A 19,844-nucleotide genomic window follows, 5' to 3' on the forward strand; every position below is an offset into this window, starting at 1 on the left:
GGTCGTGGGGAGGTGTTGCGCAAATGCCTACCGATTAACGCAGATTTCAAGGCTTGTGAGCCTCCCCTGTGGGAGCGGGCTTGCTCGCGAAAGCGATGATTCAGTCAACATTGATGTTGAAGCTGATGGCCTCTTCGCGAGCAAGCCCGCTCCCACAGGGATTGCGTTTTAACTGGCGGGTGTTGGGGGGGTTACGGCAGCAGTACAGCGCGGCGGGCGTCGCCGAGGATGTCGACGCCGTTGAGCATGAACTTCTGGGTGCGCACGTCGATGTCGATCACCGGAATGCCGTTTTCGATACGGTTGTAGGTGCGGCAGGTGAGTTCCAGTGCGGTGGTGGGTTTATCGCCCATCTTCATCTTGGTCTCGGCCAGGGATTTCAGCTTGCCACCCACGGTGTGGTAGGTGAACCAGGTGTTACCGTCCTGATCCTGACCGGCTTCGCGGACGTTCAGCAGAATGTCCTCGCCCAGTTTCACACCCAGCGCCAGCATGATTTCCGGCCCCATGCCTTGCAGGGTCAGCGTAGCCGTCAGCACATTGGCGCTTTTGGCCATGTCCTCGGCGATAAAGCGCCCGCCCGTCATCGGTTCCATGACGAAGTCGATCTTCGGCGGCATGAAATCTTCCACAGTCGCCGACAACGGCAAGCCTTGCAGGGTGGCCGCGATGGCCTGTCTTACGCGGTTAGTAAACATTAGAGAACATCCTCCAGGAACTGCTCGATGATTTCATCACGGGCGTTGAGTTGGTAAACCATGTGTTCGTTCGGCGCGTAGCGGCCGTAGTCGATGACGATGAACCAGGTGCCGTTTTTGTACTTCTCGACACTGTTCAATTCCGGGTGCAGGTAAACGCTGCCGCCGGGGATGGTTTCGTCGGCGACCAGGGTTTGCAGCCAGTCGTTGATGCGCTTGACCTCCTGATCCATGAAGGACTTGGTCAGGTTCTTGGCCATGGCTTTCTGGCCGGCTTTCACCAGCTTGCGGCTGATGGCATCTTCCAGGCCGACGTAGCTGATGAACTTGCCGGTGATGGAACGGTTACCCAACAGCGAGAAGCCGCCGAGGACGGTCCGGGCGTAGTAGCTGATGCCGTAGCGGTTGAGCAGATCGCCTTCGGTGGAAGTGTCGAGGATGTTGTATTCCACGACCCGCGAAACGTCCTCGGCGTAGGTCACCTGGTTGCCCGGGCTCTCCCACTGCTTGACCTTGGCCAGCGCAGCGATGGCCAGGCTCGACGGCGCCAGGAACACGTTTTTCTTCGCCGCTTTGGAGTAAACGGCCGGCATGTTGTGCACCAGCAGGCAGCGGTCGAAACCGAGGTCATCGCCGCCCAGATCCTTGCTGTACGTCACTTGATCAGCGACCGCGGCGTCCTTGCCGTCGAGCACAACGCGCGCCTTGATGCGCTTGCCGAAGGAGGCGAATTCACTGGCCACTGCCTTGGTGCCGGTGAAGCCCGGTGCACCGATGATGGTCAGGTCTTCCGGCACACCGCTCAGCGCGGCCAGGCCCAGTTTGCGGCCGGTCACCGGCTCGACGCCGCCGATCACGTTGTTCGCGGTGTCCGCCGGGGTCGTGCCCTCTTCGACGATAACCACGTAAACCGGGACCTTCACCACTTTCAGGATCTGGTACACCGCTTGGTACAGCGTGCCCGACTCGGCGCCGGTCGGATCGAGCAGCCCCTGAGTGGTGAAGCTGTTGATGCGGAACGGCGAATTGCGCGGGATCAGCAGATCGGCTTTCGGCGCGGTGCCGACCAGGCCAATGACGTTGTCGCCCAGACCACCCATGGCCTCGGGGGATTCAGTGGCATTGACGGTGATGCCGTTGTGCTCGAAGTTCAAAACCTCAGCCATGTTATTCAGCCTTCTTGGCAACGGCCTGTTCGGCCGGGGTGGATGTAGATTTCAGCGCCAGGCGACCGGCGCTGAGCAATGCGTTGGCTTCGACATCGAGCAGGTCGAGTTCCTGGCCCGCGGTCGACCAGTGACCACGCCCGACAGGGAACGGGACGAGGACGGTGTAGGTTTGGCGTTCTGCCATTTGGGTTTCTCCAGAGACGAAAAAGCCCCTTTTTTTGAGGAAGGGGCTGTTGGGTGTTGATTAGCGGATAAGAAAACGCCCCGGCGGTGCGGGGCGTTTATTGGGGTAGGGTTGAGAGCCATTCCGGTGTGGATGGCCGATGTTGAAGCAAGGGAAACTCGCTAGATTCTGGCCAGTTACGCAACAAGCGACGATACGCTTGCAACTCGGTGTATTGGGTTTGGGTTAGCGTTGTTGGCGAACCTTCCTCCACTTCGTCTCGGTGACGAGTTACAACGCCGTCAGTCGCTGCAAGTTGGCCATCTCGCCAGGTACGCTCAGCAAACGCAACTTCGGCAGAGGATGGCGGAGGCGGATCAATCAGCAGCGGATAGCCATCATCCCCCCAGCTAATAACCTGACCTTCAGCCTGACCCGCCAACAGTTCAGCGTGGTACTCGGCAGAGATTTCAATCACGTCATCCTGCATCGATGTATGAATAGACGCATCGTAAAAACCGCGAGCAAATTTTGAAGCAAACATAAAATCCCCCTTAGAAGCCGACAACTCGATACCCACCAGCCTGTGTGGCTACTGTGGTGGATTGATTCCAGAACCGAACTTGATTATTTGAGATGTTGTAGCAGTTGACCCCAGGTATCCCCGGACCAGACGCGCCCCCGGCTATTGAGAACCCAGCAGCGGCGACAGGGAAGATGATGGGGAAGTTAACTAAAATCGAACCGTTAGCAGGGATCGCTGGAATGATTCCCCATTGCTCGATCAAGCCCGATGGGTTTTTCTGATATCCGTTTTGTGTCAGTAACGCCGAAAATTCATTGGAATACTTCAGTGAAGAAACACCTTCCTCAACGACATAGTTGATATCCCCACAAGTAAACACAGCGTTAGAGCCGCTCTGAATCGTAATGCTCGTGAGCGTCTTGGCGAGCGCCACAATCATGTCGCCACCTTGGCGACTTACAGTTATGTCGCTAACCCCAATGTTGAGAATGTAAAACTTGGACCCGACAGGACTCGCAGCCAGTGCCGGCATTGTCAGCACCCCCGGCCCGGTGACAACAATACGGCGCCCCGCCATCGTAGGCATCAGCGCAGCGGGAAGCGTCGTAATGCTCGTTTGCCCACTAAAATTTCCTTGCGCACGCTGCACAAACTCCGTCGTAGCGACTGCTTTGGAATTATCGAACTGCGTTGGCGTATTCGCTGTGGGACTAATCAGCGCCGGAGAATTGAGCGGCGCAAAACCTTGCGTCACGTTCTGGAACGTCAGCGCCGTGGTACCCAGGACAATCGCCCCATCCGTGACCAGTTGCCAGCGAGTGTCGGCCTGCGTCGCCCCCTGCTCTACGGAGACGGCCAAGGCCGACGTCACCTCTGCGCTTATGTCCGCGTCTATCGCCCGAACCCAGGCCGCGACCGCCGCAACATAGATGCCGTTATCTTTCGCCGCCGTCTGGTTTTTAACGAGAACGCGATCACCTGCAACAACAGCCACGCCATCAATTGTTTGAGGCCCGACCAACGTGATGTTGGCGGTAGTTGCTACCCGCACCGATTGCTTACTGTCAAGTTTGGCGAGTTCGTCAGCGACATAGGAAGCTACCCACGCACGGGTCGCTTTAACCACGGTGTCGTCAATCAACAACGTCACCAACGCCGCATTACTGGTCTCAAAAATCGAGCGAATGTAAAACTCTTTCCCCGACCCCGACGTCGCCAATACCGGTTTAAACGACTCCGGATATTTAACGATGGCGTACAAAATCCCGGTATCCGTCCAGAGCCCGGCCTCACGCACATACCAGCCGCCAACATCCGGCGGAATGGTCACTTCAGCCAGCAACCAGCTCGGGTTTTTCTCATCCTGGAACAGTGCATTGAGTGGCCCGCGCCATACTTCGCGCTTGAGCGCAGTGTCAGTCGCCGCTGGGTTGTAAACCGCACCGCCGCCGTCACCAACAGAAATCTGTGACAACTTGATTGGCTGCCCCGCCGCTTTACAGGCAGTTTCGTAGGCAATCCCCGCGTTGGTAAGCAGGGTGTAATAGTCGGCCATTTAGGACCCCTGAGGATAAATAGTGGAAGTTTCGACGGCGTAGAGCCCGGCGGCCATGAAGACCTGGCCCGAGGCTTCAAGCCCTTCGATGACAATCGGGTACACCGTGGTCAGCTCGCCGCACACGGTGGCGGCGCCGATGACGTGACTACCGAAGGCGCTCAGGCCCACGGACACGGTCAAGGTGTCGCGTTCGCTTTTAGCGTCGGCCAAGCGCCGGTCAAGACGCGCATCGATGTCTTCGCTGTAAGGCTGTTCGGTGAAGGCCCTGACGGAAAAACTGTAAGGCTGGCCGGGCGGTGTTTGCTCGTACCAGGCGCTCACTTCGGGTTGCAGCTGCAAGCCTTTGGCGGCGTTTTCCAGAGCCTTTCGAGTGCCGGCTTGCCGTGCGGTGGGCCAGGCGAGTTCGACCGTCAAACGCTTTTCCGACTCGGGCGCTTCGCTGCTCCACTCGCTGACCCCGCGATCCGCACCGAGGTACGGCAGGAATGCAGAAGGCGTCACGGCGGGACTCATCAACTCCGGAAACGGCGGATCGATGCGATCAAGCAAGCGACCGAAACCAAGATCAAGCGCCCTTTCCAGCGACGAACTGTTGGCCGGCAACAGGCTTGGACGAGGTGTGTCGTCACTCATAACGTATCCACCTCGACCTCGACGCCCGTGCAATACGGGGCCTGGAAAGCCGTCGTCACAATCGGCGCCAGCGGCTCAAGGATTTGCAGTTGAACCGCGCCGGCGCTGTGCAGCGTGTAGTCGATCCAACTCGGGTCGACCCGCCCTTCCAGCCGATGACAAGCATCCGCATACGCCTGCAACTGCTGTTGCGCGGCGACCTTGGTCAGACCCGAATCCGGGCCGGCGTTAATCTTCGCCACGACGCGGATTTTGTAGTTCTTGATTTGCGCGCCCTGCACGGTGACGTGGTCGGTTTCCGGGCATACATCCGGTCGGGCAAAGTGCTGGCGAACACCGTCGAGCAACGCTGCGGTCGGGGTGCCATCGCCCTCGCGGGCCAGCACGGTAACCATCACTTCGCCGGGGGCGGTGCGACGCCCATTGCCATCCTTGACCTGTGCCGCAAAGCCGTCCGGATCAAAGGTGTAAGTGACCGTCACCACGCCGGCAGTCGCCGCTTCCACCTTTACCGCCGGCCGTTCGCCGAGGGTAAAAACCTCCCGGCGATACTGCATCCGTGAACCGGCTGCCGGTGCATGCGGCGCCAGGTAATAACGCAACCGGGCGTCGTCGTCGCTTTCGTAAACCGGTGGGATGGATGGGAACGCCGCCGAGTCGCCCGGGTCCAGCAACTGACGCTCAAGACCCATGTCCGCCAAGCGAGCATCGAGGTTGCTGCCCGTCGCCCACCACGCCAGCATCTGCTTGATGCGGGCGTTGTATTTGCGTTCGTGGGTTTGTAGCCGCACACAAAACGCTTCGAGCGCCAAGGTCAGCAACTCGCTTTCGTTTTCCAGGCTGACCACAAGCTTTGCCGCGCTCTCGGGAGAGCGGGCGCCGACGTATTCAACGACGAAGGTCTTGAACTCTGCGAGCAGATCTTCAAACGCCTCGACGGTGACAATCGAAGGTTCGGCCAATTGATTCTGGCCAGGTATCAACATACTCATGCCACCACCTCAAAGGTTTGTTGGCGGTTTTTCCAGATGCCGGCGAAACGCAACAACAAACCAGCGCCGTGCCGACTGGCCACAATGACTTGCGGCTCGAAATCGTCGATGCCGTTGTACTTGTTGTAAAACGCTTGGGCGGCGTGGCTTTGCGCAAGAATCAACAGATCGTCGCCGAGGTTTTGCCCCAGCAACTCAGTGAGTTGGCAGCCATACAAAGGACGCTTCTGACGAGTGCCCAAAGGCGTCGTCAGCGCCCGGGTCGCGCGCTGCACAAACTGCAGCCAGTCGTCGACCGTTACTCCGGTGTCTCTATCGATTCCGATCATGGGAAAACTCTTTATGCCGGACTGATGACGCGGCCCTGGTGATCCACCACCGGGCCGCTCAGGTGCACACCGGACGCGTCAATCAATAAGCCGACCGCGCCCAGTTGCAAGGTGATCGCCTGGGGTGTCATCACTAGTCGGGCCGGGCCGATGCTCAACTCGAGCGACTCGCGTGATCCCGTGAATGTTGCCGGGCCGTTCTTCCAGTGCAGGACGTGGCTGGCATCGTCGTAGCCGCTTTCGGTGCCGTCCTGATAGAGGCGACGCGTCAGCGAAGCCTGTGTCGAGACCGGCGGAAATTGACCGCCGTTAAGGCCGAACAGTGCGACCGACTGCCCGCCGCCCTCGCCGCCGCCATGATTCAGCAACAGGCATTGCTCGCCCACGGAAGGAATCCGCGACTCGCTTTGGGCCCCGGCGCTGGGGTTGAAAAACCGGATCGCCGGGGAGAGCAACTCACCATGGCTGACCTTGCAGGTGTTGCTGGCCGCGTCGACCTCCTGGCACACGCCGATGCGACAAAAGCTGTCGGCGCGCCGATACAGGTCTTCAAGCTCGGTTTCCATCTGCGCCAGTCGTTCGATGATCGGGCCCAATTGCATACGTAGTAGCGCATCAAACATGGCTAGCCCTCGAGTGCGGTGTATTGATCCGGGTCGTCGATGTTCGACACCTCCCAGGTGCGGGCAAATTTCGGGATGCCGGTCGGGTCCTCCAGCAGCAGCGGCCCGAGGTACAGCGTCTGGGTGAATGAAACAGTCCAGGCGTTGTATTGCCGTGTATCGCGGATGAATGTGGATGCGATGCCATCGATGTTCATCGGCAGGTCGCATTGATCACCCGGCAGCTTCCAGCGGTTGTCGGTGACCAGGTTTTTCAACTCGCTCGCAAGGTCGCAAGCAGCCAGTCCTGAAGCGGGCAGCACGGCTTGTAGCGAAACCGTCAGGACATGGGCGATGCGTCCACTATTGGCGCGCTCGCCCGGCGCATCGTGTTCGATCGTGATCAGAACCCAGGTCGGATCGCCGGTGCTGTCGAAGTCTTGAGGACTGCCGACCTTCACGCTCGGGATGGCGACGCGCAACGCTTCGGCAATAGCGGAAACAAGCTGCGAAGGTTTTTCGATGACAACGGGCATTAGTGGCCTCCTGTGCCGCCGTTTTATTGTTGATCCGGACGCGGCGGGACGTCACAGACGCCGATGCGCTTTGCAGCCCAGCGTTCGTAAAGTCCGATGGCCACATCCGCTCCAGCCATCGCCGTAAGACAGCCAAACGCACACGCGGTCCAGATCGACACGCCAGCGGCGTACAGCAACATGATTGCCGAGACCCCGCAGATCACACAGGCCCCGGAGCGCAACGCCAGGCGCCGCAACAGCGCCCAGCCTCGGGCGCCTTCCTTGTCGGCGCGCCACATTTCGCCGGATACCCCGCCCACCAGGGCGAGGACGATGACCAGCCAGATCGGCATGTCCGCTAACGCTTGTTGCTCGTTTGTCATGTCACGCCTCCTGGGGTGATTGATGAGTGGTATGTATTGGATTCAAACGCTGTCTCTTGAGGTAGGCATTCCAAAAAGCCCGGCGCTGGGCCGGGCTTTTCAGTAATGCGGTCCTTCGCCTTCCTTTAATCCTGTGTACAAAAAGGAAGCTGACTTTTCGGCGCTACTGGCGCGGTACGAGTCCATTCAAATTGTTTTTCCGACCGCGGTCCCTGCCCGCCGGATAACTGCTTCTGGTGCTTTACGCTGCACACCCGGGTCAGTTGCCAACCCTCTGAACCGTTGAGGCCGGTTCATCGCTGCCTTTGTGGTGGAACTAAAGAGCTTCGTTTCGAGCCGCTTTGTTGAGCGGCTTGGGACACAGAATATGCATTGATGCATATACAGTCAATGCGTAAATGCATTTATTTATGCACATAAAATGCACAAGCGCATGGAAGCCCCAAAAACAAAGGCGCTGGTGGTTTTATGCAGGCGAAAAAAAACCCGCCGAGGGGCGGGTTTTAGCGGACAGCTATGAGGTTAGCGGGCGTACATGCCCCACCAGAAGACGTGACCGAGGATGACAATCTGCTCTTCCTGGATTTCCTGGAAGGTGTAGTCCTCATCCGGATGCTCATCGCGATTGAAGCTGCGCAGACGGATACCGGTCGGCAGACGATAGAGCTGTTTCACCCGCAACTGACCGTTATGGTTGATGGCGTACAAGTCGCCATCGACGATGTCGCCAATCCCGCATTTACCGGCGTTCACGCCGACGGTGGCGCCATCGCGCAGCACCGGCAACATGCTGTTGCCGCGCACTGTCACGCATTTGGCCTGGTCGAACTGCACGCCGTTGTGACGCAGACTGCGCTTGCCGAAGCGCAAGCTAGAGCGCTCGCTTTCTTCGATGACGAATCTTCCTGATCCTGCAGCCAATTCAACCTCGCGAAGAAAGGGGACCGACACCTCGTCATCATCGACAGGGGTATCGTCGTCCCACAAGCTTATGTCCTTGAGTTCGGAATGTAGTTGATCGCGCGCAGCAGCGGCGACCGGCGCGACATCCGCGCGCCCGCGCAACTGATCGGTGCTCACAGAGAAGTACTCGGCAATCTTCGAGATATGTTTATCCGAAGGATCGACGATCTTCCCACTGAGAATCCGCGAGAGAGTGGATTGAGGCACGCCGGTGCGACGGTGAAGCTCCGTGGGGGAGATCCCGTGCTGATCGAGCAGTGCTCTTAAGACAGTAGATACGTTGCGTTTTTGCATAACGCGAATAGTGCTTGATCTTTTTCCGGAAAACAAATGCTGATATGCATAAAAACGCATGAAATGTGAATAAATGCAGAAATGTGCCACAAGCCTTTGATGCCTGCGTCTGGCAGACCGCTCATGTTAACCTTGCGCCCATCGCGGAAAAGCCGGGCCGATGCCCCTCCTTTGCCCTACACCTTTCAACGAGTTTTCCTGATTTCCGATGAATAAAGCTATCTCCGATCTGTCCTCGCACACGCCGATGATGCAGCAATACTGGCGCCTGAAGAACCAGCACCCCGACCAGCTGATGTTCTACCGCATGGGTGACTTCTACGAGATCTTCTATGAAGACGCGAAGAAGGCCGCCAAGTTGCTGGACATCACCCTGACCGCCCGTGGGCAGTCGGCCGGCCAGGCGATTCCGATGTGTGGGATTCCTTACCACGCCGCCGAAGGCTACCTGGCGAAACTGGTCAAGCTCGGCGAGTCGGTAGTGATCTGTGAGCAGGTCGGCGACCCGGCCACCAGCAAAGGGCCGGTGGATCGTCAGGTGGTGCGGATCATCACGCCGGGTACGGTCAGTGATGAAGCGCTGCTGGATGAGCGTCGGGACAACCTGATCGCAGCGGTGCTGGGTGACGAGCGTCTGTTCGGGCTGGCGGTGCTGGACATCACCAGCGGCAACTTCAGCGTGCTGGAAATCAAAGGCTGGGAAAACCTGCTGGCGGAACTGGAGCGGGTCAACCCGGTAGAGCTGATGATCCCGGATGACTGGCCAAAGGATCTGCCGGCGGAAAAACGCCGTGGGGTTCGTCGTCGTGCACCGTGGGATTTCGAGCGTGATACGGCGCTGAAAAGTCTCTGCCAGCAGTTTTCCACCCAGGACCTTAAAGGCTTCGGTTGCGAGAACCTGACCCTGGCCATCGGCGCCGCCGGTTGCCTGCTCAGCTACGCCAAGGAAACCCAGCGCACCGCCCTGCCGCACTTGCGTAGCCTGCGTCATGAACGCCTGGACGACACCGTGGTGCTGGACGGCGCGAGCCGTCGCAACCTGGAGCTCGACACCAACCTGGCCGGGGGTCGCGAGAACACCCTGCAATCGGTGGTCGATCGCTGCCAGACCGCCATGGGCAGCCGTTTGCTGACCCGTTGGTTGAACCGTCCACTGCGGGACTTGACCGTGTTGCTCGCGCGTCAGACTTCGATCACCTGCCTGCTCGACGGCTACCGCTTCGAGAAGCTGCAACCACAGCTCAAGGAAATCGGCGACATCGAGCGGATTCTGGCGCGGATCGGTCTGCGCAATGCCCGTCCTCGTGACTTGGCGCGTCTGCGCGACGCCCTCGGTGCACTGCCCGAGCTGCAAGTGGCGATGACCGAGTTGGAAGCCCCGCACATTATTCAACTGGCCGCGACTACCAGCACCTACCCGGAACTGGCGGCGTTGCTGGAAAAAGCCATTATTGACAACCCGCCGGCCGTCATCCGTGACGGCGGCGTGTTGAAAACCGGTTACGACGCCGAGCTGGACGACCTGCAATCGCTCAGCGAAAACGCCGGGCAGTTCCTGATCGACCTCGAAGCCCGCGAGAAGGCCCGCACTGGCCTGTCGCACCTGAAAGTCGGCTACAACCGCATTCACGGTTACTTCATCGAGTTGCCAAGCAAGCAGGCCGAGTCGGCGCCAGCGGACTACATCCGTCGCCAGACGCTCAAAGGCGCCGAGCGTTTCATCACGCCGGAGCTGAAGGCGTTCGAAGACAAGGCGTTGTCGGCCAAGAGCCGCGCGCTGGCCCGCGAGAAGATGCTCTATGAAGCGCTGCTCGAAGACCTGATTTCGCAACTGCCGCCGTTGCAAGACACCGCCGCCGCACTGGCCGAGCTGGACGTGCTGAGCAACCTCGCCGAGCGAGCGCTGAACCTCGACCTGAACTGCCCGCGCTTCGTCAGCGAGCCGTGCATGCGCATCAGCCAGGGTCGTCACCCGGTGGTCGAGCAGGTGCTGAGCACGCCGTTCGTGGCCAACGACCTGAGCCTTGATGACAACACCCGCATGCTGGTGATCACTGGTCCGAACATGGGCGGTAAATCCACCTACATGCGCCAGACCGCGTTGATCGTGTTGTTGGCGCACATCGGCAGCTTCGTTCCGGCGGCCAGTTGTGAATTGTCCTTGGTGGACCGGATCTTTACCCGGATCGGTTCCAGTGATGACTTGGCCGGTGGCCGTTCGACCTTCATGGTCGAGATGAGTGAAACCGCAAACATCCTGCACAACGCCACCGAACGCAGCCTGGTGCTGATGGATGAAGTCGGACGCGGTACGAGCACCTTCGACGGTCTGTCGCTGGCATGGGCCGCCGCGGAGCGTCTGGCGTATCTACGCGCCTACACGCTGTTCGCCACCCACTACTTCGAATTGACCGTGTTGCCGGAAGCCCAGCCGCTGGTGGCTAACGTGCACCTCAACGCGACCGAGCACAACGAACGCATCGTGTTCCTGCACCACGTGTTACCGGGGCCTGCCAGCCAGAGCTACGGCCTGGCGGTTGCGCAATTGGCCGGCGTGCCGAGCGAAGTGATCGTGCGTGCCCGCGAGCATTTGGGTCGCCTGGAAGCCACCGCCCTGCCGCACGAGGTGCCCAAGGCCGTCAAAGGTAAACCGGCTGCGCCGCAGCAGAGCGACATGTTCGCCAGTCTGCCGCATCCAGTGCTGGATGAGCTGGCCAAACTGGATCTGGACGATATGAGTCCACGTCGTGCGTTAGAAATGCTCTATACACTAAAGACACGGATCTAACGCACTTGCGTGCAAGCTGTTAGAATCTCGCGCGGTTTGGGATGCTGCTGGCTAATAGCCTGGCCAGCAGACTATCGCTCCCGAACCTGGCGACCCCAACGTGAAGGGGCTCCGCTGCCGCCGCCTGAGGAGAAAATTAGAAATGACCTTCGTCGTCACCGACAACTGCATCAAGTGCAAGTACACCGACTGCGTAGAAGTCTGTCCGGTGGACTGCTTTTACGAAGGCCCGAACTTCCTGGTGATTCACCCGGATGAGTGCATCGACTGCGCACTGTGCGAACCAGAATGCCCGGCCGTGGCCATCTTCTCCGAGGATGAAGTCCCGGAAGAGATGCAGGAATTCATTCAGCTGAACGTTGATCTGGCCGAAATCTGGCCGAACATCACCGAGAAGAAAGAATCGATGCCTGATGCGGAAGCGTTTGATCGCGTGCTTAACAAATCTGTAGGCAGCAAGCTGAAAGACCTCGAACGCTGATTACCCCGCGTTCTTGAAAAGGCCCCTTGTGGGCCTTTTTGCTTTTCCGGGATTGAAAGATCAAAAGATCGCAGCCTTCGGCAGCTCCTACGCGCCTGTGGGCGCCGCCGAAGGCTGCGATCTTTTGATCTTGCTTTTCTACAGGCAAAAAAAGGGGCGGTTTGACCCGCCCACATTTTTTCCCTATTCCTTGTATTCCTTTTCATCGTCCTGATGAACCGCGTCCTGCGATGTCCTTTCCCCTCTTCCTTGAAGGGCGTGTCTATCCGTCGACACAACCCAGATACTAGAGAATTCCCCGGCAAGAGCAATCGACCGCTGACGCTGAAACTCACTGTCATATGCCGTTAATAAAATTAAATACCTATATAAATCAGCTATTTAAATTCAGCTCACAATTCAAATAGACGACTACCAACCTCTAAAAATACCGAACACTTACGAAAGAGTAAGCCAAGTCTTACAACGCTAGACTACAAACCTGAGCTGGCGTCCTGCCGTTCTCCCAGGCAACAAAAAGCCCCGAACCAGTCGGGGCTTTTTGGTGCCGTTGAGTGAATGCCTTATTGAAACAGCGACTCGCTCGACAGGCCGTTCTTCTCGAGAATCTCCCGAAGGCGTTTAAGCCCTTCCACCTGGATTTGCCTGACCCGCTCCCGGGTAAGGCCGATTTCCAGGCCTACATCTTCAAGCGTGCTGCTCTCGTGACCACGCAGGCCGAAGCGGCGAATCACCACCTCACGCTGCTTGTCGGTCAACTCCGAGAGCCACTGATCGATGCTCTGGGACAGGTCATCGTCCTGCAACAGTTCGCATGGATCGGTTGGACGATCGTCGGTTAGGGTGTCCAGCAGGGTTTTATCCGAATCCGGACCCAGCGAGACGTCGACCGAAGAAACCCGCTCGTTCAGGCCCAGCATGCGCTTGACCTCGCCTACCGGTTTTTCCAGCAGGTTGGCGATTTCTTCGGGTGAAGGTTCGTGATCGAGCTTTTGCGTCAACTCCCGTGCAGCCCGCAGGTACACGTTGAGCTCTTTGACCACATGGATCGGCAACCGGATGGTCCGGGTCTGATTCATGATCGCGCGCTCGATGGTCTGACGAATCCACCAGGTTGCGTAGGTCGAAAAGCGGAAGCCGCGCTCGGGGTCGAACTTTTCCACTGCCCGGATCAGGCCGAGGTTGCCCTCTTCGATCAGGTCCAGCAGCGACAAACCACGATTGACGTAACGCCGGGCGATTTTCACCACCAGCCGCAGGTTGCTTTCAATCATGCGTTTGCGCCCGGCCGGATCGCCACTTTGCGACAGGCGCGCAAAATGAACTTCTTCTTCCGGAGAGAGCAGCGGGGAAAAGCCGATTTCATTGAGGTACAGCTGCGTGGCATCGAGTGCCCGCGTGTAGTCGATGTACTTGTGTTGTTTTAGCGAAGCGGAGTGTTTGGATTTGGCGCGAACGGAAGGTGGAGTAGCCCCTTCATCATTCGACATCGAATCCGTAGCGATGCCGGTCTCCATAAGGAGAACCTCATCGTCGATGTCAAACTCCGGCACTTCTTTACTGAGAGCCATTGTTATAGTCCTTTGGTGAGTTCGACCTCAAGCTCAAGCGGCGCCTTTATCCTTGGCAACGCTGGAGCCTGTTCCCTCTACGTGACGGAACAGGCTGACAACAAATCAACGACGTGGCAGGAATTGCAGCGGATCTACAGGTTTACCTTGTCGGCGAATCTCAAAATGCAGTTTCACCCGGTCTGTACCCGTTGACCCCATTTCGGCAATTGTCTGTCCGACTTTGACCTGCTGCCCCTCCCGAACCAACAGCCTGCGGTTATGTCCGTAGGCACTGACGTAGGTATCGCTGTGTTTGATGATGACTAATTCGCCGTAGCCCCTTAAGCCACTCCCGGCGTATACCACCGTCCCATCAGACGCAGCTAAAACAGGCTGTCCCAAATCCCCGGCGATATCAATTCCTTTATTCAAACTACCGTTTGAAGAGAATTTTCCAATTAATATGCCATTAGATGGCCATCCCCAGCCGGTTGGGGCCGGGCCCGCGGGAGGCAGCGGTGCAGGTGCCGGCTTGTTGGCGACGGACGGTGCAACCACTGCTGTGCTGGTGGTTGTGCCATTTGCCTGACGTCGGATTACCGTGGTTTTCAGCGACGACGAAGGCGTTGAATCGGACGAACTGGCCACCTCCGTCGGCGTTGAACCGGTACGACCATCGAAGCGAATTGTCTGACCCGGATGGATCGTATAGGGCGTAGGAATATTGTTCCGTGCTGCGAGGGCTTTGTAGTCCCAACCGTAGCGAAAAGCGATCGAGAACAGGGTGTCTTTCGGCCGAACGACGTACTGACCCGTGGTCACGGCCGGTCGCTGAGCGACGGCTTTGTTGCGATCCACCACGCCTACGGAACTCGATTTGGTACTGGAGCAACCGACCAGCAACGTGCTCAAGACAAGGCCAGTCACCAGGCGCTGAAAGCTTGTTGTACCCATACGCTGCGCAATGACTGTGAGACTCACCCGCCGCTCCCTTTGTGGTGGCTGAAATTGTGGATTGCCGTGTTCCGGCACGAAATGTCGCAAGTATAACGGGCCGTACAGGCTTTACCTTTAATGAAGCGAAATTGCTTCACGCACACGTTTGCTACCCGCCGATAAATCCCGTTTAACCAATCGATGCCGGAGTAAGACCCGAACAATCGAATAGAATTCAGCGCGCAAAAACAAATGCTCAGGCCAGTGGCCCATGGAGCAACGGCACGAAGCGCACAGCCCCCAGAACACGCCTGGAAAAGCCCTGTTCTTCACGGATGATCAGCATCAATTGCTGGACCTCACCGGAGCCGACCGGAATTACCAGTCGCCCACCCGGCGCCAACTGATCGAGCAGTGCCTGGGGCACGTCGGTGGCGACAGCGGTGACGATAATGCCGTTATAGGGTGCCAGTGCCGGCCAGCCTTCCCAGCCATCGCCCCAACGGAATACCACGTTGCGCAGGTTCAGTTCGACCAAGCGCTCCTTGGCCCGGTCCTGCAGGACCTTGATGCGCTCCACGGAAAACACCCGTTCCACCAGTTGCGACAGCACGGCGGTCTGGTAACCCGAACCGGTGCCGATCTCCATCACCTTGTCCAGAGGACCTGCCTCCAGCAGCAGCTCGCTCATGCGGGCCACCATATAAGGCTGGGAGATGGTCTGGTTATTGCCGATCGGCAGCGCCGTGTCCTCGTAGGCGCGGTGAGCCAGTGCCTCATCGACGAACAGGTGACGCGGTGTACGGCGGATGACCTCCAGCACCTTGGCGTTGGAAATCCCCTCTTCATACAGCCGCTGAATGAGGCGCTCGCGGGTCCGCTGAGAGGTCATCCCGATGCCGCGACGCAGCATATCGTCTTGTTCACGGCCCATTAGCGCAGCCCCTCCAGCCAGCCATCGAGACTTCTGAAGGCATCGTTGAAGGTGCGATCCAGTTGTAATGGAGTGATCGAAACATAGCCCTGCATCACTGCATGGAAATCGGTGCCCGGGCCGCCGTCTTCGGCGTCACCTGCGGCAGCAATCCAGTAACCGGACTTGCCTCGCGGGTCGACGACTTTCAATGGCGCCGCAGCGCGGGCGCGATGCCCGAGGCGGGTCAACTGTATACCGCGGATGTGGTCCAGCGGCAGGTTGGGAATATTCACGTTCAGCACCGTGCGCGGTGGCAACTGGAGGTCAGCATGGGCTTCGACCAGTTTGCGCGCAAAGTAGGCAGCTGTGGGAAGGTTCTCTACTTGTCGTGAGACCAACGAAAAGGCAAACGAAGGCCGTTCCAGGAAGCGACCTTCAAGGGCCGCCGCCACGGTACCGGAGTACAAAACGTCGTCCCCCAGGTTAGCGCCCAGGTTAATACCGGAAACCACCATGTCCGGTTCGCGCTCCAGCAAGCCGTTAAGGCCCAGGTGCACGCAATCGGTGGGTGTGCCGTTGAGGCTGATAAAGCCATTGGCCAGGGTTTGCGGGTGCAACGGACGGTCGAGCGTCAGCGAACTGCTGGCGCCACTTTTGTCCTGGTCCGGGGCGATAACCACGCACTCGGTGTAATCCGCCAGCGCAGCATAAAGCGCGGCGAGACCGGGTGCGGTTACCCCATCGTCGTTAGATATCAGAATACGCATGGGCTGTCCGTCTGCCCCACCGGCACCAGATCGACGAGTTCGCGCACCAATACGGTGGCGAAGCATCCGGCCGGGAGGACGAATTCCAGTTGCAGAATGTCAGGCTCGGGATAATGCCACGTCAACCCACCAATGGGCAGCCGCAGGATGCGACGTTCGTGGCTCATACCGGCGTTAATCAACCAATCGCGCAAGTCTGCTTCGCGGCTGGCGATTTCCTGCTCCAGTTCATGGACAGCGCCCGTGGCCGGCGAGTCACCTTCGCCCCACTGAGGGCCGGTCGGATGCAGGTCAAGAATCGCCAGGCGCGGATCGCTGCATTCAGCTTCACCGGCCGGAAAGAAGCTGCGACTGTCGGTGAAGGCCAGCAAATCACCCACCAACGCACGCTGCCAGGTGCCATCCGCCACACGCGCCGCCAGCACTTGGTTAAACAGGAAACTGCGAGCGGTGGAGAGCAGGCGCGAGCGAACGTTGCGCTGCTCCGGCAACGCCTTGCGTGCAGCCCAGCCGCGCGCGTCAACGACGTTACCGCCGTCAAACCCAAAGCGCTGGGAGCCGAAATAATTTGGAATACCTTGCTTGGCAATCAATTGCAGGCGTTCTTCGATCGCAGCCTTGTCACCAGCAAACTGGGTCAGGCGCAAGGTGAAGCCATTGGCCGAGTGAGCACCGCGTTGCAGCTTGCGCTTGTGCCGGCCGGTCTTGAGGATCTTCAGCGTGTCGTTTTCTGCTGCCGACAGATCCGGATCGGCCTTGCCCGGCAGTTGCACACTGAACCACTGGCGAGTCAGCGCCTGACGATCCTTCAGGCCCGCATAACTGACGGTGCGCAACGGCACGCCGGCCGCCTTGGCAATCCGTCGTGCGGCTTCTTCGGTGTTCAGACCGCGCTTTTCAACCCAGATCCACAGGTGTTCGCCATCGCCGCTGAGCGGGATATTGAGCACTTCATCGACCTGGAAATCTTCCGCAGTGGCTTTCAGTACCGCCGTGCCGAGGGCTTCGCCATAGGCTCGCGGGCCGAGCAATTGCAATTCGTTCATGCGCGCAGCAACAAGGCAACGGAATGCACGGCAATGCCTTCTTCGCGACCGACAAAGCCAAGCTTTTCGGTGGTGGTAGCTTTCACGTTCACTTGATCCAACTCAACTTGAAGATCCGCGGCAATCAGAGCGCGCATCGATTCGATATGCGGGGCCATTTTCGGCGCCTGGGCGACGATGGTGTTATCCACATTGCCGACTTTCCAGCCCTTGGCGTGGATCAGTGCGACGACGTGACGCAACAGCACGCGGCTATCCGCGCCTTTGAATTTTGGGTCGGTGTCCGGGAAGTGCTTGCCGATATCACCCAACGCAGCCGCGCCGAGCAAGGCATCGCTCAAGGCGTGCAGCAGGACGTCACCGTCGGAGTGAGCGAGCAGCCCGAAGCCGTGTGCAATGCGCACGCCGCCCAGAGTAATGAAATCGCCTTCAGCGAAACGGTGCACATCACAGCCGTGGCCAATACGCATAAAAAAACGCCCCGATTTTTGTCAGGGCGTGATTCTACCTGCTTTGTCGGACATTAGGCGCCTAGAGCGCGCGCATGATGCTGTAAGTGATCGTCGATGAAACTGGCGATGAAGAAATAGCTGTGGTCGTAGCCCGGTTGCAGGCGCAACGTCAGCGGATGACCGGCCAGTTTGGCCGCCTGTTGCAGGGCTTCAGGCTTGAGCTGGTTGGCGAGGAAATCGTCGCGATCACCTTGGTCGACCAGCAACGGTAGCTTCTCGGCAGCCTCTGCGATCAGGGCGCACGCATCCCATTCGCGCCACTTGGAACGGTCTTCACCCAGGTAGCGGGAGAAGGCCTTTTGGCCCCACGGGCAATCCATCGGATTGTTGATCGGCGAAAACGCCGACACCGACTGATAACGCCCCGGATTACGCAGCGCGCAGACCAGCGCACCGTGGCCACCCATGGAGTGGCCGCTGATGCCGCGTTTGTCAGACGCCGGGAAATGCGCCTCGACCAATGCCGGCAATTCCTGCACGACATAGTCATGCATCCGATAGTGTCGCGACCACGGTTCCTGCGTGGCATTCAGATAGAAACCGGCACCCAGGCCAAAGTCCCAGGCGCCATCCGGATCACCCGGCACATCGGCGCCGCGCGGGCTGGTGTCCGGTGCGACGATGATCAACCCCAGCTCGGCGGCCATGCGCATGGCACCAGCCTTGTGCATGAAGTTTTCGTCGGTGCAGGTCAGGCCGGACAACCAGTACAGCACCGGCAGTTTGCCGCCCTGCTCCGCTTGCGGCGGCAGGTACACGGCGAACACCATGTCGCAGCCGAGCACGTCTGAGCGGTGCCGGTAGCGTTTATGCCAGCCGCCGAAGCTCTTCTGGCAGGAGATATTTTCCAGGCTCATGACCGACCTCAGAAATGGATGACGGAACGGATGCTCTCGCCTTCATGCATCAGGTCAAACGCCTTGTTGATATCTTCCAGGCCCATGGTGTGGGTGATGAAGGTATCCAGCGGGATCTCGCCGGTCGCGGCCATTTCCACGTAGCTTGGCAGCTCGGTACGACCGCGCACGCCGCCGAACGCCGAACCGCGCCAGACGCGACCGGTGACCAGCTGGAACGGACGGGTCGAGATTTCCTGGCCGGCACCGGCCACACCGATGATGACCGACTCGCCCCAACCCTTGTGGCAGCACTCAAGTGCGGCACGCATCAATTGGACGTTGCCGATGCACTCGAAGGAAAAGTCGACGCCGCCATCGGTCATGTCGACGATGACTTCCTGGATCGGACGGTCGAAGTCTTTCGGGTTCACGCAATCGGTTGCACCCAGTTGCTTGGCGATCTCGAATTTGGCCGGGTTGATGTCGATGGCAATGATCCGCGCAGCCTTGGCTTTAACCGCGCCGATCACCGCCGACAGACCGATGCCGCCGAGGCCGAAAATGGCGACGGTATCACCCGGTTTCACCTTGGCAGTGTTGAGCACCGCGCCGATGCCGGTGGTAACACCGCAGCCCAGCAGGCAGACTTTTTCCAGTGGCGCTTCTTTCGCAATTTTAGCCACGGAGATTTCCGGCAGCACGGTGTACTCGGAGAAGGTCGAGGTGCCCATGTAGTGGAAAATCGGCTGCCCCTTGTAGGAAAAGCGCGAAGTGCCATCCGGCATCAGGCCTTTGCCTTGAGTGGCGCGAATCGCCTGGCAGAGGTTGGTTTTGCCCGACAGGCAGAATTTGCACTGGCGGCATTCCGGGGTGTACAGCGGGATCACATGATCACCGACAGCGACCGACGTTACGCCCTCGCCGATGGCTTCAACCACAGCGCCACCTTCGTGACCGAGGATCGACGGGAAGATGCCTTCCGGATCCGCTCCGGACAAGGTGTAGGCGTCCGTGTGGCAAACACCGGAAGCCACGACGCGCAGCAGGACTTCACCGGCCTTGGGCATGGCGACATCGACTTCAACGATCTCAAGGGGTTTCTTGGCCTCGAAGGCAACGGCGGCGCGCGACTTGATCATGCTGACTCTCCAGTGAATAAAAACGAGACAAGGAGTGTA

Annotated in this window: 22 protein-coding genes; 2 read left to right on the forward strand and 20 right to left on the reverse strand. The window is 58.9% G+C overall.

Annotation, left to right across the window (positions count from 1 at the left end):
• Positions 1–191: 191 nt before the first annotated feature.
• The 12 genes from AC1MEW_RS31290 to AC1MEW_RS31345 form a co-directional block, all read right to left on the reverse strand.
• Positions 192–698, reverse strand: coding sequence for a phage major tail tube protein (locus tag AC1MEW_RS31290; RefSeq protein WP_480424769.1), 507 nt, complete (start codon positions 696–698; stop codon positions 192–194).
• A complete protein-coding gene (locus AC1MEW_RS31295) occupies positions 698–1,864 on the reverse strand; it encodes a phage tail sheath protein (protein WP_322270681.1) in 1,167 nt (388 codons plus the stop codon). Before AC1MEW_RS31295 ends, AC1MEW_RS31290 begins: the two co-directional genes overlap by 1 nt.
• Before the next feature lies 1 nt (position 1,865).
• On the reverse strand, positions 1,866–2,051 hold the full coding sequence (locus AC1MEW_RS31300) for a hypothetical protein (RefSeq protein WP_322270680.1): 186 nt from the start codon (positions 2,049–2,051) through the stop codon (positions 1,866–1,868).
• A 97-nt stretch (positions 2,052–2,148) separates the two neighbouring features.
• On the reverse strand, positions 2,149–2,574 hold the full coding sequence (locus AC1MEW_RS31305; protein WP_480424771.1) for a tail fiber assembly protein: 426 nt from the start codon (positions 2,572–2,574) through the stop codon (positions 2,149–2,151).
• A gap of 10 nt (positions 2,575–2,584) precedes the next feature.
• Positions 2,585–4,111 carry a phage tail protein gene (locus tag AC1MEW_RS31310; protein WP_480424773.1) on the reverse strand — a complete coding sequence of 509 codons (1,527 nt, stop codon included), beginning with the start codon at positions 4,109–4,111 and terminating at the stop codon, positions 2,585–2,587.
• Positions 4,112–4,747, reverse strand: coding sequence for a phage tail protein I (locus tag AC1MEW_RS31315; RefSeq protein ID WP_322270675.1), 636 nt, complete (start codon positions 4,745–4,747; stop codon positions 4,112–4,114).
• Positions 4,744–5,739: a baseplate J/gp47 family protein gene (locus tag AC1MEW_RS31320; RefSeq protein ID WP_480424775.1), complete on the reverse strand. Its 996-nt coding sequence runs from the start codon at positions 5,737–5,739 to the stop codon at positions 4,744–4,746. Before AC1MEW_RS31320 ends, AC1MEW_RS31315 begins: the two co-directional genes overlap by 4 nt.
• Positions 5,736–6,068 carry a phage baseplate protein gene (locus tag AC1MEW_RS31325; protein ID WP_480424777.1) on the reverse strand — a complete coding sequence of 111 codons (333 nt, stop codon included), beginning with the start codon at positions 6,066–6,068 and terminating at the stop codon, positions 5,736–5,738. Before AC1MEW_RS31325 ends, AC1MEW_RS31320 begins: the two co-directional genes overlap by 4 nt.
• Before the next feature lie 11 nt (positions 6,069–6,079).
• Positions 6,080–6,691, reverse strand: a complete 612-nt coding sequence (locus AC1MEW_RS31330; protein ID WP_480424778.1) for a phage baseplate assembly protein V — start codon at positions 6,689–6,691, stop codon at positions 6,080–6,082.
• A 2-nt stretch (positions 6,692–6,693) separates the two neighbouring features.
• Positions 6,694–7,206, reverse strand: a complete 513-nt coding sequence (locus AC1MEW_RS31335) for a hypothetical protein (protein ID WP_322270671.1) — start codon at positions 7,204–7,206, stop codon at positions 6,694–6,696.
• 23 nt (positions 7,207–7,229) lie between these two features.
• Positions 7,230–7,571 carry a phage holin family protein gene (locus AC1MEW_RS31340; protein ID WP_201195483.1) on the reverse strand — a complete coding sequence of 114 codons (342 nt, stop codon included), beginning with the start codon at positions 7,569–7,571 and terminating at the stop codon, positions 7,230–7,232.
• Between the two features lie 522 nt (positions 7,572–8,093).
• Positions 8,094–8,828, reverse strand: coding sequence for a LexA family transcriptional regulator (locus tag AC1MEW_RS31345; protein WP_480424780.1), 735 nt, complete (start codon positions 8,826–8,828; stop codon positions 8,094–8,096).
• A 220-nt stretch (positions 8,829–9,048) separates the two neighbouring features.
• On the opposite strand from AC1MEW_RS31345, the gene mutS reads away from it, so the two are divergent.
• Together mutS and fdxA are read left to right on the forward strand one after the other, a co-directional pair.
• Positions 9,049–11,616 carry a DNA mismatch repair protein MutS gene (gene mutS, locus AC1MEW_RS31350; RefSeq protein WP_201205155.1) on the forward strand — a complete coding sequence of 856 codons (2,568 nt, stop codon included), beginning with the start codon at positions 9,049–9,051 and terminating at the stop codon, positions 11,614–11,616.
• Between the two features lie 142 nt (positions 11,617–11,758).
• The gene (fdxA, locus tag AC1MEW_RS31355; protein WP_201201117.1) at positions 11,759–12,097 is read left to right on the forward strand and encodes a ferredoxin FdxA; all 339 of its coding nucleotides are present in this window, start codon (positions 11,759–11,761) and stop codon (positions 12,095–12,097) included.
• A 563-nt stretch (positions 12,098–12,660) separates the two neighbouring features.
• On the opposite strand, the gene rpoS is transcribed toward fdxA, so the two are convergent.
• The 8 genes from rpoS to AC1MEW_RS31395 all read right to left on the reverse strand — a co-directional run bounded on the left by rpoS (position 12,661) and on the right by AC1MEW_RS31395 (position 19,805).
• Positions 12,661–13,668, reverse strand: a complete 1,008-nt coding sequence (gene rpoS, locus AC1MEW_RS31360) for an RNA polymerase sigma factor RpoS (protein ID WP_201201115.1) — start codon at positions 13,666–13,668, stop codon at positions 12,661–12,663.
• Between the two features lie 105 nt (positions 13,669–13,773).
• Entirely contained in the window at positions 13,774–14,631 is an 858-nt protein-coding gene (locus AC1MEW_RS31365; protein ID WP_201201113.1) for a peptidoglycan DD-metalloendopeptidase family protein, read from the reverse strand.
• 211 nt (positions 14,632–14,842) lie between these two features.
• On the reverse strand, positions 14,843–15,478 hold the full coding sequence (locus AC1MEW_RS31370) for a protein-L-isoaspartate(D-aspartate) O-methyltransferase (RefSeq protein ID WP_201195881.1): 636 nt from the start codon (positions 15,476–15,478) through the stop codon (positions 14,843–14,845).
• A gap of 41 nt (positions 15,479–15,519) precedes the next feature.
• Complete coding sequence (gene surE, locus AC1MEW_RS31375; protein ID WP_201201111.1) at positions 15,520–16,269, reverse strand: 5'/3'-nucleotidase SurE; 750 nt, start codon at positions 16,267–16,269, stop codon at positions 15,520–15,522.
• Positions 16,257–17,315 (reverse strand): tRNA pseudouridine(13) synthase TruD, encoded by a 1,059-nt coding sequence (gene truD, locus AC1MEW_RS31380; RefSeq protein ID WP_201201109.1) that lies wholly within the window; start codon positions 17,313–17,315, stop codon positions 16,257–16,259. Before truD ends, surE begins: the two co-directional genes overlap by 13 nt.
• Positions 17,312–17,785, reverse strand: coding sequence for a 2-C-methyl-D-erythritol 2,4-cyclodiphosphate synthase (gene ispF / locus AC1MEW_RS31385; RefSeq protein ID WP_480424782.1), 474 nt, complete (start codon positions 17,783–17,785; stop codon positions 17,312–17,314). Before ispF ends, truD begins: the two co-directional genes overlap by 4 nt.
• A gap of 53 nt (positions 17,786–17,838) precedes the next feature.
• Positions 17,839–18,684: an S-formylglutathione hydrolase gene (gene fghA, locus AC1MEW_RS31390; protein ID WP_201201107.1), complete on the reverse strand. Its 846-nt coding sequence runs from the start codon at positions 18,682–18,684 to the stop codon at positions 17,839–17,841.
• An 8-nt stretch (positions 18,685–18,692) separates the two neighbouring features.
• Positions 18,693–19,805 (reverse strand): S-(hydroxymethyl)glutathione dehydrogenase/class III alcohol dehydrogenase, encoded by a 1,113-nt coding sequence (locus AC1MEW_RS31395; protein ID WP_201256060.1) that lies wholly within the window; start codon positions 19,803–19,805, stop codon positions 18,693–18,695.
• Positions 19,806–19,844: the final 39 nt, after the last annotated feature.

It is taken from the genome of Pseudomonas sp. ASL4, from assembly GCF_056680395.1.

What these genes read in the sequence shown, in the direction of transcription:
- AC1MEW_RS31290 (WP_480424769.1), bottom strand. Translation starts at nt 698, where the DNA reads ATGTTTACTAACCGCGTAAGACAGGCCATCGCGGCCACCCTGCAAGGC.
- AC1MEW_RS31295 (WP_322270681.1), bottom strand. Translation starts at nt 1,864, where the DNA reads ATGGCTGAGGTTTTGAACTTCGAGCACAACGGCATCACCGTCAATGCC.
- AC1MEW_RS31300 (WP_322270680.1), bottom strand. Translation starts at nt 2,051, where the DNA reads ATGGCAGAACGCCAAACCTACACCGTCCTCGTCCCGTTCCCTGTCGGG.
- AC1MEW_RS31305 (WP_480424771.1), bottom strand. Translation starts at nt 2,574, where the DNA reads ATGTTTGCTTCAAAATTTGCTCGCGGTTTTTACGATGCGTCTATTCAT.
- AC1MEW_RS31310 (WP_480424773.1), bottom strand. Translation starts at nt 4,111, where the DNA reads ATGGCCGACTATTACACCCTGCTTACCAACGCGGGGATTGCCTACGAA.
- AC1MEW_RS31315 (WP_322270675.1), bottom strand. Translation starts at nt 4,747, where the DNA reads ATGAGTGACGACACACCTCGTCCAAGCCTGTTGCCGGCCAACAGTTCG.
- AC1MEW_RS31320 (WP_480424775.1), bottom strand. Translation starts at nt 5,739, where the DNA reads ATGAGTATGTTGATACCTGGCCAGAATCAATTGGCCGAACCTTCGATT.
- AC1MEW_RS31325 (WP_480424777.1), bottom strand. Translation starts at nt 6,068, where the DNA reads ATGATCGGAATCGATAGAGACACCGGAGTAACGGTCGACGACTGGCTG.
- AC1MEW_RS31330 (WP_480424778.1), bottom strand. Translation starts at nt 6,691, where the DNA reads ATGTTTGATGCGCTACTACGTATGCAATTGGGCCCGATCATCGAACGA.
- AC1MEW_RS31335 (WP_322270671.1), bottom strand. Translation starts at nt 7,206, where the DNA reads ATGCCCGTTGTCATCGAAAAACCTTCGCAGCTTGTTTCCGCTATTGCC.
- AC1MEW_RS31340 (WP_201195483.1), bottom strand. Translation starts at nt 7,571, where the DNA reads ATGACAAACGAGCAACAAGCGTTAGCGGACATGCCGATCTGGCTGGTC.
- AC1MEW_RS31345 (WP_480424780.1), bottom strand. Translation starts at nt 8,828, where the DNA reads ATGCAAAAACGCAACGTATCTACTGTCTTAAGAGCACTGCTCGATCAG.
- fdxA (WP_201201117.1), top strand. Translation starts at nt 11,759, where the DNA reads ATGACCTTCGTCGTCACCGACAACTGCATCAAGTGCAAGTACACCGAC.
- rpoS (WP_201201115.1), bottom strand. Translation starts at nt 13,668, where the DNA reads ATGGCTCTCAGTAAAGAAGTGCCGGAGTTTGACATCGACGATGAGGTT.
- AC1MEW_RS31370 (WP_201195881.1), bottom strand. Translation starts at nt 15,478, where the DNA reads ATGACCTCTCAGCGGACCCGCGAGCGCCTCATTCAGCGGCTGTATGAA.
- surE (WP_201201111.1), bottom strand. Translation starts at nt 16,269, where the DNA reads ATGCGTATTCTGATATCTAACGACGATGGGGTAACCGCACCCGGTCTC.
- truD (WP_201201109.1), bottom strand. Translation starts at nt 17,315, where the DNA reads ATGAACGAATTGCAATTGCTCGGCCCGCGAGCCTATGGCGAAGCCCTC.
- ispF (WP_480424782.1), bottom strand. Translation starts at nt 17,785, where the DNA reads ATGCGTATTGGCCACGGCTGTGATGTGCACCGTTTCGCTGAAGGCGAT.
- fghA (WP_201201107.1), bottom strand. Translation starts at nt 18,684, where the DNA reads ATGAGCCTGGAAAATATCTCCTGCCAGAAGAGCTTCGGCGGCTGGCAT.
- AC1MEW_RS31395 (WP_201256060.1), bottom strand. Translation starts at nt 19,805, where the DNA reads ATGATCAAGTCGCGCGCCGCCGTTGCCTTCGAGGCCAAGAAACCCCTT.